This is a genomic window from bacterium, from assembly GCA_026414725.1.
Taxonomy (GTDB): Bacteria; Ratteibacteria; UBA8468; order B48-G9; family JAFGKM01; genus JAAYXZ01.
Map to the genome: position 1 here is coordinate 67,692 of JAOAIL010000002.1, position 13,112 is coordinate 80,803.

Genomic DNA, 13,112 nt, shown 5'->3' on the forward strand with positions numbered 1-13,112 from the left:
TAACAGGGGGAAAAGATGAAAAAAAGAGGTATACGATCTAAACTGGTGTTGATGATATTTATATTCACTTTTACCGCCATAGGGGTTTTACATGCTCAACAGACACGGTCTGATATTGACCTTATGTATATGAAAGCCCTAAATGCTTATTATGCAAAGAATTATGCAGAAGCCATTTCTATCTTCAAATCCATACAGGGAATTAATCCTTCATACAGACAAAATCAAATAAACCGGTACATAAAGGTGGCTGAAACACAGTTAGGTAAAAGTGGTGTTAAACAGACATTTAATCCAATAGAAGGAAAAGATACAGAGGTAGATGTACTTAAAGAAGACGAGTTTGAAACACTCGCTATGGCATCTCAAAAAGCCCTTCTTGATGCTTATGAATATCTACAGGATACAGAGAAAAAACATCAGATACCATCTTTTGAAATGACCGAACCAAGGTCTACAATATCTATGGCTAAGCAGGCATATGAGCAAAAACAATTTTCAGAAGCAATCCGTCTTGCAAATAAGGCAAGATTACAAGTAGAACAGATTGTTCAGAAAAGGGAAGATGAAGAAAAACCAATCCTCGGTGAAATAGGCAAAACTCCTATTACACTGAATCTTAATAATGCTGACCTGGAACAGACACTAAAGTTGATATATGACCTTACAGGAGCCAACATTATAATCAGCAAGGGTATAACAGGAAGGGTTACAATAAATGTTCAGGACCTACCTTTACAAAAGGTGCTTGACCTTATATGCGAGGCAAACAAACTTAAATATTTAGAAGAAGATAAAGTAATAAAGATAATGAATGAAGATGAATATAATGCAAGGACAAAAGTACTAAAAGAAAAAAGCAGGCGAGTATTCAATATCTTTTATGGAGATGCTTCACTGATTGCAAAATCGCTGAGAGAAACATTCAAGATGGAATCGATAGTACATGACCCGAGAACCAACTCCATTCTTGTTGATGTTTCTAATCCAACTTTACTTCAGCAGATACAGGATGTTATATCTTCTCTTGATATGCCCATATCCCAGGTACTTCTTGAAGCAAAAATTATTGAAATAGCACTCTCTGGAACAAATACATTTTCCATTGACTGGCTTATAAGTTCAAGATTAGTAGAAGCAATAGATGCAACACTGACGGGTCCTAAGTTTGGCATAACTCCTACTTATACACCTGGTATGTCATCAACTTTACCTGACGATACCTTCTCTTTTGGACTATCAAATAAGGACGTTAACACTCTCATAAGTGCACTGGCTTCACAGGGCGAAGTTAAACTTGTTCAGGCACCTAAGATTATGTGTCTTAATGGAACTACTGCAATCATAAGAGTGATTCAGAATTATCCTTATATTATACCGGAATATGAAACAACTACAACTGGTACCACCACTACCACAACAACCAGTGGAGGAACCATTAACGTGTATGAGGAAACAGTTGGAACAGAATTTGAAGTCACTCCTATCATACAGAGAAACAGAACTGTTTTCCTTTCTATGAATATCTATGACTCACGTCTTGTAGAGACACGAAAACTTCAGGCGGTGGCAGCAGGACTTAACTACTCAACAGAATTACCCATAATATCAACCAGAGAAACAACTCAAAATGTTACTGTATTTGATGGTCAGACACTTGTAATAGGCGGGATGATACAGCAGAGAAAAGAAAAGAAAGAAACAGGAGTACCTTTCCTCAGAAAAATTCCTATACTCGGGTATCTGTTTAAAAAACCGACTTATACCACTACTAACAGTGAACTACTATTATTCCTTACTCCACATATTGTAACTACCTATCAAGAAGCAGAAACACTGACCAAACCTGATTTAGAAAAATCGGAAAAGGAGATAAAACCAGGTCTGCTTGAAAAGTTCTGATGTCTATGTTTGATGCTGTTTCATATAAGAGAAAAAATGGGTATAATAAAACTAAGAAAGAGAAAATATGGAGGGTACCAATGAACAGAAAAATATTAAACATTCTTATTATTACAGGACTATGTATATCATCTTTTTCCCCTATTTTTGCACAGACATCCTCCACAACTTCTAGAGTAAGTACCGGTTCCAGTTCAAGAACCACTTCTACAAGCGAATGGAGGAGTGATGAGGAAGATAAAGAAAAACGACAGGGTGTAATAAGGGATTTTATGGCATCTGTATTAGGAGGAATGTTAAGACATCCTGACCCTACGGTTAGAAAACAAGCAATCCAGTCAATTTCTTTGAGTATGATAGGTGAAGAAGGGACAGGTGGCGGACAGGAAGGAGGAATAAGAAGTTTACTTGCTATATCTAAAGAAGGAGGTGGAAGCGAAACTGAAGGTTCAACAGGTATGGGAGGGGTAGTATTTATACCTGACCTTTATGTATTACTATCTGACCCAGACCCTGAAGTAAGGGATATTGCCTCTGTGGGACTTGATATGATATTTGGAACCGATTCTACACTATTAAAATATTTGCAGGACAACGACCCGCTTGTAAGAAAGTATGCTACCCAAATTTTTGCAAGAAAAAGAATCTCCACCTCTGAAGAGGGGAGAAGAAGTAGTGAAGAAGCACTGGCAGAAGTGAGGGACCTTCTTGCTATCAGAACTATGCTTGTTCGTCTTAAATATGAGAAAGAGCCAGCAGTAAAAAAAGCAATCCAGGATACACTTGAGTGGTACGTAAACTATGGTGGTGACACAAGAAACAGGGGTGGAAGAGAATATGAACAGAATTTATTCGGTGTAAGTGCCTCTCTTTCACTGGATTATTTGAATGACCCAGACCCTGAAATCAGAAAACAGGCAATTAAAACCATAGGACTAAGGGATTCTTCCGATGACATACTAATAAAACTTTTAGAACGTCTCAGAGTGGAAAAAGATGAATCAGTAAGACAGGAAATCCTTACAGCACTTGATAACATCCGAACGAAACAATCATATGACCGCGAAGGTAGAGGCGGTGGTGGCATTGGTGGTGGTATTGGTGGTGGTATTGGCGGTGGTGGATTACCACTTCCTTAAAATTTCTTCCTATGAAAAAATGTCCATTTATTATAATAGTAGGGATATTTTGTACATTTTTAATAGTAGAATCTCCTGCAAAAGACCTTATTCTTAACCTCAATAATGTAGATATTAAAACATTTATAAAATTTGTAGGGGACTTTACTAAAGAAAATTATGTTATAGACCCAAATGTAAAAGGAACTATAACTGTATATGCTAATAAACCTGTACCTGCAGAAGAGATAGATAAAATTTTTAAAACCATTCTGAATCTTTATGGATATTCAGTTATTAAAAAAGATTCTCTCTCCATTATAATCCCTTCAACAGAAGCAAGGATAAGAATGCGTGAAATCAATATAGGAGATATTCCTTCTGATAAAATGGAAGATTTTATCATCCAGATAATTCCTCTTAAACACTATCCTCCTGATATTCTTGCCCAGATACTTTCCCCTTATATCACAAAAAATGGACAGATTACAGTAGATAGTAGAACCAACTCTCTCGTTATATCTGATACAGGTGCAAACATCGCTAAAATTCAGGATATCGTAAAAAAGATAGACATTCCTTCTCCCCCGGGCAGAGATGTTTTAAAAATTTACCGTCTTGAGAATGTTGATGCTGAAGAAGTTGCAAAAATCTTAACACAGCTCCTTACCAGACCAAAACAAACCATCAGAAGGGGCGAGGCACCTCCTGTTCAACCATCTGTAGTAGCAGCAAAAGCAACTAACTCTCTTATTGTTAATGCTGACCCTGATGACTTTCCTAATATAGAAAAAATAATAAAGGAACTTGATGTGCTAACAAATCAGGTTCTTATAGAAGCACTTATTGCAGAGGTATCCTACGAAACAACAAAAAGAATGGGGATAGAATGGGCTGCAACAGACACCTTTGATGACGAACGATTTACAGGAGGAGCAGGAACAAATTTTGGATATATCCAATCATATGCTACTACAGGTATTGCTCCTGAGGGACTTTCAATAGGTGTATATAAAGGTACTCTTACATATCCACTGGATATAGGAGCACTTATTAACCTTTACTCAAAAGAAGGAGAGTTCAATATCCTCTCCACACCTCAGATAGTTACCAGTGATAACCAGGAAGCAGTTATAAACGTAAGTGAAAATATACCTTATCTAAAGGAGACACGATTTATTCAGAGCACTACGGGTTCCACAGGGGACATAATAAAAAGTTATGATTATAAGGATGTTGGAATTACACTGAAAATTACCCCCCAGATAAGTCAGGATAAATATGTCCGATTGAAGATATCGCAAGAAGTAACAAAAGTCATTGAAGGTGGTCTGGAAGAAGCACCAACAACAGCCAAAAGGTCAGTAGATACAACACTAATAGTTCCCAATAAAAAAACCGTGGTTTTAGGTGGACTGGTAAGAGATGATACAGAAAATACTGTAAAAAAGGTTCCTTTCTTCGGAGATATTCCTTTACTTGGGAAGTTGTTCCGATATAATTCTAAAAAATCCACAAAAACCAATCTTCTTATCTTTATTACACCAAACATTATAACAACCTTTGAGGAAGCAGAGGCAATTAAAAAAGAAAAAGAACAGAGTATTATTGGAGATAAAATTAAAAAATAAAATGGAACGTAAGTCAGTCCTCTGGATAGAAAATCCTGAAGAGATGGTTGACCCAGAGTTATTATCTTTTTTCCCTTTCTCCTTTTTAAAAAACAACTGTATTCTCCCATTAAAGAATGATAGAGGCGAAATACTTATAGCCACAGATGACCTTTTAAAGATAGATATAAGTGAAATAAAAACACGACTTAACAGGGATATAAAAATTGCTCTTGCCTCAACAGAAACAATACAAAAATGCCTTGATAAATATTATTACCATCCAACTACATCCCAGAAGGTAATAGATGACCTCAGTTCTGAAGAGATGACACATCTTGAAGAAGATATTGATATTGAAAGTATGAATCTCCTTGACCTTGCCAACAAAGCACCTATCATCCGTCTGGTCAATCAGATTTTATATAAAGCCATATCTATGCGCGCAAGTGATGTACATATACAGATTGGAGAATCTGTCCTTAAAGTAAGATATAGAATTGATGGTATCTTACATGATATCTTCATTCTACCGAGGAAATTCCATCCTGCTATAGTAACAAGAATAAAAATAATATCCAATCTGGACATTGCAGAAAAGAGAATCCCCCAGGATGGAAGAACCTCTATAAAAGTAGATAGTAAGAAAATAGATATCCGTGTTTCCATCATTCCTACATTCTTTGGAGAGTCAGTTGTCCTTCGGTTGCTCGATAGAAGCACATTTCTTTTTACTCTTAATGAGCTGGGATTTTCTGAAGACACATATAAAAAATTCAATGAACTAATACACTTAGACCATGGGATAATTCTACTAACAGGACCTACAGGAAGTGGAAAAACAACAACTTTATATGCAGCACTATCCAAGATAAACAATCCAGATATAAATATTATTACATTAGAAGACCCTGTTGAATACAATATAGAAGGCATAAATCAGATACAGGTTAATCCAAAAGTAGGACTTACTTTTGCCAATGGATTGCGATCTATATTAAGACACGACCCTAATATCATAATGGTGGGAGAAATAAGAGACAGAGAAACAGCAGAAATGGCCATTCAGGCATCTCTCACGGGACACCTTGTTTTCAGTACTCTTCATACAAATGATTCAACAAGTGCTATTATTAGATTGATTGATATGGGTATAGAACCTTATCTCATTGCATCCTCACTGGTAGGAGTAATGGCACAACGACTTGTCCGTCTTAACTGTCCCTGGTGCTCTGAAGAAACACAACCACCTGTAAAAGAACTACAACAAATTTTTTCAGAAAGAGATGTTGTTGCTAAGATAAAATATATCTCTGGTAAGGGATGTAAAACGTGTCTGAATGAAGGTTATTACGGAAGGAAGGGGATTTTTGAACTTCTTATTATTGATGAAGAAATACGGGGGCTTATATCAGAAAAAATCTCTGCTACTGAACTTAAAAAAACCGCCTTAAAAAAAGGACTTGTGACATTAAGAATGGATGGGGCATTAAAAATAAAGGAAGGATTAACAACTGTATCTGAAGTTTTAAGAGTTACTCAAGAAGTATAAATTTTTTCTTTCATTAAAAATATATTAAAATAATTCTCTAAATCCAGAATTTAAATATTAGTATGCCCGGTGGTGTAATGGTAACACACCGGCCTTTGGAGCCGAGGTTCGAGGTTCAAATCCTCGCCGGGCAGTAATCATAAATGTACAGTGACAAGGAGTGTGCTTCATGGATTTAAATCTTGCAATAATTGTACTTGCAGCAGGGCAGGGTAAACGACTTGGTGGAGAATCTCAAAAAGTAGTGAGAAAACTTCTCGGTAAACCAATTCTTTTATATCTTTTCGATACCATAGAAAAACTCACTCCACAAAAAATAATTGTAATAGTGGGGTATAAAAAGGAAGATGTTTTTGAACAATTAAAAAATAAAAAAGTAGAATATGCAGAACAAACTGTTTTAAAAGGAACAGGAGATGCAGTATTACAGGCGAAAGAAAAACTTGCTAATTATAAAGGAGATATCCTTATTCTGTGTGGAGATGTCCCTTTTGTAACTATAAACACTCTCAATCAACTTATAACTATCCATAGAAATGGACAGAATGACGGGACAATCCTCACTGCCTTTGTAAACAATCCTACTGGCTATGGAAGAATAAAAAGAGATGGAAAGGGTAGGGTGCTTTCTATAATAGAAGAACTTAACGCTACACAGGAAGAAAAGTCCATAAAAGAGATTAATGCAGGAATATATGTATTTAAAAAAGAACCACTTTTTGACGCACTTTCAAAGGTTCAACCTGACCCGATAAAAAATGAATATTATCTAACAGATGTTATTAAACTTCTTTCCGCCAATGGCAAAACTATAGGCACATATACCACAGAAACACCCGATGAATGCCTCGGAATTAACACTCAGGAAGATATAGAAAAAGCAAAACAATTTCTATCAATAACAGGAGGTAACAGATGAATGATTGTCTTATATTTTCAGGGAATGCAAATCCTGATTTATCTAAAAAAATCGCTGAACATTTAGGTAAAGAATTAGGCAGGATTAATATATATAAATTTGGAGATGGAGAGATATGTTTACAGATAGAAGAGAATGTAAGAGGAAAAGATGTTTTTGTTATCCAGCCAACCTGCCCACCTGTAAACGAAAATCTTATGGAACTTCTTATCACACTGGATGCTTTCAGGAGAGCATCACCTAAAAGAGTTACTGCTGTGTTACCTTATTACGGTTATGCCAGACAGGACAGAAAGGACAGACCACGTGTTCCAATTACAGCAAAACTTGTTGCTAATCTCCTTGTTTCAGCAGGTGCAGATAGAATTTTAACTATGGATTTACATGCTCCTCAAATACAAGGTTTTTTTGATATTCCTGTAGACCATCTGTTTGCAGCACCCGTAATAGTCAACTATTTAAAAGGAAAGAATTTTAAAAACCCTGTAGTGGTAGCACCTGATGTTGGTGGAGTAAAAGCAGCTCGTGCTTTTGCAAAACGACTTGAGGCAGGTCTTGCAATTGTAGATAAAAGACGTATAGGTCCCGATATGGTAGAGACAGTTCATGTAATAGGAGATGTAAAAAACTGTGAAGCCATCATTATTGATGACCTAATCTCCACTGGAAATACAATGGTTGAAGCAGCTCATAAATTACTTGATGAAGGTGCTTCTTCTATCTATGGTGCCTGTACACACGCTGTATTTTCAAACAATATAGCCAATAAACTTACTTCCTCTCTTTTCAAAGAGGTCATCATTACAGATACCATTGCAACTGATATACTACCACATCACTTTGTAAAACTATCTGTATCAGGGCTTCTCGCTGAAGCAATTAAACGAATACATCTTGAAACATCTGTTAGTTCACTCTTCATCTAAACTTCAGCCCATTGTAGGTCTCTTACGATGATTTGCCTTTTTAGAACGCCATTTTAATTTTCTCTTCTTCCTTCTCATTTTCTTTTCTTAGCAGCTTTCTTTACAGATTTCTTAGCAACTTTTTTTGTTGCCTTTTTTGCTGCACATTTTTTTGCCATTTTTTTCACCTCCTTTAACTTCAAATTTTTCTTCATTTAAAAATATATTTTTGTTTTTGTCAAATTTTTTTTATAATATAAAAGAGGAAAAAATGAAATATCTAATCACAGGTGGTTGTGGATTTATTGGTTCTCATCTTGCAGAAACACTTGTTTTATCAGGTAAAGATGTTACGATTATTGATGACCTTTCTACCGGCTCTATTGGTAATGTGGAAAATATCTTAAACAAAAGTAATCTTCATCTTTTTATAGACACCATCCTTAACTCTGCATTATTAGAAGAATTAATAAAAAAATCTGATTTTATTTTTCATCTTGCTGCAGTTGTTGGTGTAAAAAGAGTAATGGAAAATCCAGTTGATTCACTGATAATTAACGTGGAAGGCACATACAATGTTTTAAGATATTGTGCAAAATACAACAAAAAAATTTTTCTTGCTTCTACATCCGAAATATACGGGAAAAATGAAAATGTCCCATTCAAAGAAGAAGCAGATATTGTTATAGGGACAACTAAGAAAAGAAGATGGAGTTATGCCTGTACAAAAGCAATAGACGAGTTCCTTGCATTTGCATTTTATGAAGAAAAGAAACTTCCTGTGATAGTTGTACGACTATTTAATACAGTAGGACCACGACAGAGTGATAGATATGGTATGGTTATCCCTCGTTTTATAAAACAGGCACTAAATAATTTACCTATAACTGTCTTTGGAGATGGACAACAAACAAGATGCTTCATCCATGTAAAAGATATAATAGAAGGGATATTAAAACTTATAACAAAAGAAGAAGCATACGGAGACGTTTTCAATATGGGCAGTGAAGAAGAAATAACTATAAAAGACCTTGCTTTGATGATAAAAAATATGACAGGTAGTTCCTCAGAAGTTATCTTTCTTAATCCTCAAGATATTTATTCAAAGGGCTTTGAAGATATGATTAAAAGAGTTCCTGACATTTCAAAAATCAGAAACATTACAGGTTTTTCTCCTAAGTATAACATAAAAGATATTATTAAGGACTGTATAGAAGATGTCAAAAAAGCATCAGAAATCTCAAAACACATATAGAACTTTACTTTATATAATACTCCTTGCAGGTCTCATTTTAAGATTTATTTATCTCTATTTATTCAAGGATACCGCTTACTTTAACCCTTTGCTTATGGACGGCTATGACCAGAAAACATTTATTTTATGGGCAAAACAGATTTTAAAACATCCATGGTATGTGAATGGTGCTCCTTTCTATATGGCTCCATTATATGCTTATTTTCTTGCTGCATATCATCTTTTATCATCGGGGAACCTTATAATAATATCCCTTATTCAACTTATTATGGATGTTCTTCTCTGCTTTCTGTTGTACTATATAGGAAAGACACTTTATAATGAATGGGCAGGAATTATTGCCGCATTTTTAGTTGCATTTTATAGAACCTCTATTGTATACGCTTCTGCTATTCTAAGCGATGGATTAATATGTTTTTTATATATCCTGTTTATATTTCTCATCTACTATTCTCTACAAAAACCTTCTCTTACAAAATGGATTTTCACAGGCATGGTTTTAGGACTTGCAGCACTTTCAAAACCAACTATTGCCATCTTTCTTCCTTTTCTTCTTATAGGACTTTATCTATACCCTGCAAAAAATTTTTTGCCACTGAAAATAAAAGCAAAATGGCAACCTTTATACATTTTCTCTTTAATTTTATTTATCTCTGCATTAGTAATAATTCCTGTTACTATAAGAAATTACTATGTAAGTGGTAAGTTTGTCCCGATATGTACAAATGGACCTATAAACTGGAAAATAGGCAACAGTGCTGATTCACTCGGACTTTTTCATTATCCTAAAGGAGAATTATTAAGTCCTTTATCCATTGCCTTCTGGAAACTTTTTTTCATCAAGATGGGACTCTTTTTTACAAGTTATGAATGGCCTCAAAATCTTAATGTTTACATAATGGAGAAAATTATACCCGTATTAAAAATTGCTTTTGTAAAGTTTGGGTTTATTGTTCCTTTTGGCTTTACAGGACTGATTATCCTGTTCAGAAACTGGAAGAAAAATTTTATATTTATCACCTTTACCATCTCCAATGTTCTATGGGTAGTTCTTTTTTTTATAACGGATAGATACCGTCTTCCAGCAGTTAGTTGTTTTTCTATCTCTGCGGGATGTCTTATTGTCTGGTGTATTGAAAAACTGAAAGAGAAAAAACTTTTACAACCGGTTATTATTTGTCTGATTGCAGGTATATTTGCTTTTTTCTTCAACACAAAACCAGGTCCTTTAATTCCTGATGTATCATGGAAGGGATTTGCTAACTTAAGTATTAAAAATATTCAGTATGACATCCAGCAAAACAATATATACAGTGCACATAAAAAAGCACTTCAATACTATAAATTACTTCCTTATGACTTCAGAGCAAGTTTTTTACTTGCAAATACATTCTTAATACGGGGAGATAAAGATACTGCTGTCTATCTTTTAAAACAGACACTGGAACTAAATCCTGATTTTACACCTGCAAAAGATATGCTAAATAATATATCTTCTACTTACTAAGAGATTATCTTTATTATCTCCTCACTTTTCAGTTCTCTTTCAATGGAGAGAAACTATTCTTTTATCTTCCTCTCCTCGTGGAGAAAGAGAAAAGAAATCATTCCTATACATCCATATCCCTAATTTGACATAAGAAACAAAAAAATGTAAAGTAAAAAATGAACTTTTACACCGTAATTTCTTAGATTTTGCAGGATATTAAAATGAACAGATGGAAGGACTGGTACGAACAGGGAAAAAGGGATTTTGAAAAAGCAAAGGAAGACCTTAAAAATAAATACTATGAATGGGTATGTTTCACTTCACAACAATCAGCAGAAAAAATTGTTAAAAGCATAGGTATGAGGATTGGATTAACCTTATGGGGACATTCAATAACAGAAATGTTAAACTTAATATCAGAAAAAATAGAAATATCCGAGAATATAAAAGATGCAGGAAAATTACTTGATTTATATTATATCCCCCCAAGGTATCCAAATGGATTCCCATCAGGTAAACCATCTGATTATTTTACAGAAAAACAGGCAAAAGAGGCAATAGATGCGGCAGATAAAATCATTAAATTCTGTGAAATGCATATCAATAGATAGAGAGGCACTTTTAAAAAAATTGAGAACAATCGCCATAGAGGCAAAAAAACAATTTTCTGAAATAGAAGATATAAGAATATTTGGTTCTCTCGCCAAAAATCAAGAAACAGGAATAAGTGATATAGACCTTCTTGTAATTGCGCAAACAGAGAAAGTACATCCGATTGAAAGAGTGAAACCATATTTCTATTTTTTTTCAGAACGGATTGAAATTGGAATTGATTTACTCGTAGCAAAACCAGACGAGTTAGATAACTTTAAGGATATTCTTAAGGAAAGTTACTCCTTGTTATAAACAGAAAAATTTATAGTAAAAGTTTTTTGAACTGTGAGGTATATGATTAAAACCCGTCAGGACAAGACGGGCGAATAAGCAAAAGAAAGATAAAAAACATAATGGACATCACAGAAAAATTTATAGAAACCATAGGCAATTTAGGAGAAAGTATAGGACTTAATAGAACTGTCTGTCAGATATATGCACTTCTTTATATAGAACCTGAACCACTCTCACCAATTGAGATAAGTAGAAAATTAGGTGTAAGCAAAGCCAATATAAGTATAAATCTTAAAACATTAGAGGACTGGAATGCAGTGAAAAAAATATGGCGGAAAGGTTATGCAAGAAGTTTATACACAGCCAATGAAGATATAGAGGGTATTATCTTTGAAAAACTGAAAACAGGACTTACAAAAAGGAACCGTCTTCTTACGGAAACAATAGCAGAGATAAAAAAAGCAGTTAAAACATCTGATAAAAAACTTAACAAACACTATTCTACCCGGCTCTCAAAAGTTGAAGGCCTATTAAAAAAATCAGAACTCTTTACTAAAAATATGGACATCTTAAGGTCTTTTCTGAAAAAATAATCCTGTCCCCCCTTGACAAATTAGTTTAAATAGTTTAAAATAATTTAAACAATGGATAAAGAACAGATAATTAGAATACGAGCAGATAGCAAATTTGGCTGGGAAACATTAAAAGAAATCTGGCAATACAGGGAATTACTTCTATTTCTTATATGGAAAGATATAAAAGTGAAGTACAAACAGACATCCATAGGTATTGCATGGGCAATTATTCAACCATTTTCTATAATGATTATATTTGCTATATTTTTTGGCAAATTTGCAAAAATCCCTTCAGATAATATTCCATATCCAATCTTTGCTTATAGTGCTTTGGTCCCATGGTCATATTTTTCTAACAGTTTAATAAATGCAACTAACAGTATTGTTGAATATCAAAGGGTAATAACAAAAGTATACTTCCCCCGTATTTTATTACCCCTGTCATCAGTTCTTCATAATCTTCTTGACTTCATTATTGCATTTATAATACTGGTAGGTATGATGATATTTTATAGGATTGTACCTTCTTTTAAAATTTTCTATGCTGGATTCTTCCTTCTACTTGCAATTATAACAGCAACAGGTGTAGGGTTGTGGTTATCTGCCCTAAATGTGAAATATCGTGATGTTCGTTATGCAATGAATTTCCTTGTACAATTATGGCTCTTTGCTACTCCTATTGCCTATCCATCTTCTGTTGTTCCTGAACAATGGAAAGCACTTTATGGACTGAATCCAATGGTAGGTGTAATAGAGGGTTTCAGATGGACATTATTGGGAAGTATAAAACCTGATATGAAGATGCTATCTGTTTCTACTGGAATTGTTATGCTTATTCTACTTTTAGGTATGCTATATTTCAAAAAGACCGAAGATACATTTGCTGATATTGTATAAAG

Annotated in this window: 12 protein-coding genes and 1 tRNA gene; all 13 read left to right on the forward strand. The window is 34.4% G+C overall.

Annotated elements, in window-relative coordinates:
* The first annotated feature begins 15 nt into the window (after window positions 1-15).
* The 13 genes from N3D17_01545 to N3D17_01605 all read left to right on the forward strand — a co-directional run bounded on the left by N3D17_01545 (window position 16) and on the right by N3D17_01605 (window position 13,110).
* The gene (locus tag N3D17_01545; GenBank protein ID MCX8082072.1) at window positions 16-1,902 is read left to right on the forward strand and encodes a hypothetical protein; all 1,887 of its coding nucleotides are present in this window, start codon (window positions 16-18) and stop codon (window positions 1,900-1,902) included.
* Between the two features lie 80 nt (window positions 1,903-1,982).
* Window positions 1,983-3,041 (forward strand): HEAT repeat domain-containing protein, encoded by a 1,059-nt coding sequence (locus tag N3D17_01550; protein MCX8082073.1) that lies wholly within the window; start codon window positions 1,983-1,985, stop codon window positions 3,039-3,041.
* A gap of 11 nt (window positions 3,042-3,052) precedes the next feature.
* The gene (locus tag N3D17_01555; protein MCX8082074.1) at window positions 3,053-4,651 is read left to right on the forward strand and encodes a hypothetical protein; all 1,599 of its coding nucleotides are present in this window, start codon (window positions 3,053-3,055) and stop codon (window positions 4,649-4,651) included.
* Window positions 4,629-6,182: a GspE/PulE family protein gene (locus tag N3D17_01560; protein MCX8082075.1), complete on the forward strand. Its 1,554-nt coding sequence runs from the start codon at window positions 4,629-4,631 to the stop codon at window positions 6,180-6,182. Before N3D17_01555 ends, N3D17_01560 begins: the two co-directional genes overlap by 23 nt.
* A gap of 63 nt (window positions 6,183-6,245) precedes the next feature.
* Window positions 6,246-6,316 (forward strand) — tRNA-Gln (locus tag N3D17_01565).
* 35 nt (window positions 6,317-6,351) lie between these two features.
* Window positions 6,352-7,101, forward strand: coding sequence for a sugar phosphate nucleotidyltransferase (locus N3D17_01570; GenBank protein ID MCX8082076.1), 750 nt, complete (start codon window positions 6,352-6,354; stop codon window positions 7,099-7,101).
* Complete coding sequence (locus tag N3D17_01575; protein ID MCX8082077.1) at window positions 7,098-8,027, forward strand: ribose-phosphate pyrophosphokinase; 930 nt, start codon at window positions 7,098-7,100, stop codon at window positions 8,025-8,027. The genes N3D17_01570 and N3D17_01575 overlap by 4 nt, the downstream gene beginning before the upstream one ends.
* Window positions 8,028-8,277: 250 nt before the next feature.
* A complete protein-coding gene (locus N3D17_01580) occupies window positions 8,278-9,261 on the forward strand; it encodes a GDP-mannose 4,6-dehydratase (GenBank protein MCX8082078.1) in 984 nt (327 codons plus the stop codon).
* Window positions 9,224-10,768 (forward strand): glycosyltransferase family 39 protein, encoded by a 1,545-nt coding sequence (locus N3D17_01585; GenBank protein ID MCX8082079.1) that lies wholly within the window; start codon window positions 9,224-9,226, stop codon window positions 10,766-10,768. Before N3D17_01580 ends, N3D17_01585 begins: the two co-directional genes overlap by 38 nt.
* 203 nt (window positions 10,769-10,971) lie before the next feature.
* Window positions 10,972-11,361 carry a HEPN domain-containing protein gene (locus N3D17_01590; protein MCX8082080.1) on the forward strand — a complete coding sequence of 130 codons (390 nt, stop codon included), beginning with the start codon at window positions 10,972-10,974 and terminating at the stop codon, window positions 11,359-11,361.
* Entirely contained in the window at window positions 11,339-11,656 is a 318-nt protein-coding gene (locus N3D17_01595) for a nucleotidyltransferase domain-containing protein (GenBank protein ID MCX8082081.1), read from the forward strand. Before N3D17_01590 ends, N3D17_01595 begins: the two co-directional genes overlap by 23 nt.
* A 101-nt stretch (window positions 11,657-11,757) precedes the next feature.
* Window positions 11,758-12,231 (forward strand): hypothetical protein, encoded by a 474-nt coding sequence (locus N3D17_01600; protein MCX8082082.1) that lies wholly within the window; start codon window positions 11,758-11,760, stop codon window positions 12,229-12,231.
* A 51-nt stretch (window positions 12,232-12,282) separates the two neighbouring features.
* Complete coding sequence (locus N3D17_01605; protein ID MCX8082083.1) at window positions 12,283-13,110, forward strand: ABC transporter permease; 828 nt, start codon at window positions 12,283-12,285, stop codon at window positions 13,108-13,110.
* Window positions 13,111-13,112 lie beyond the last annotated feature (2 nt).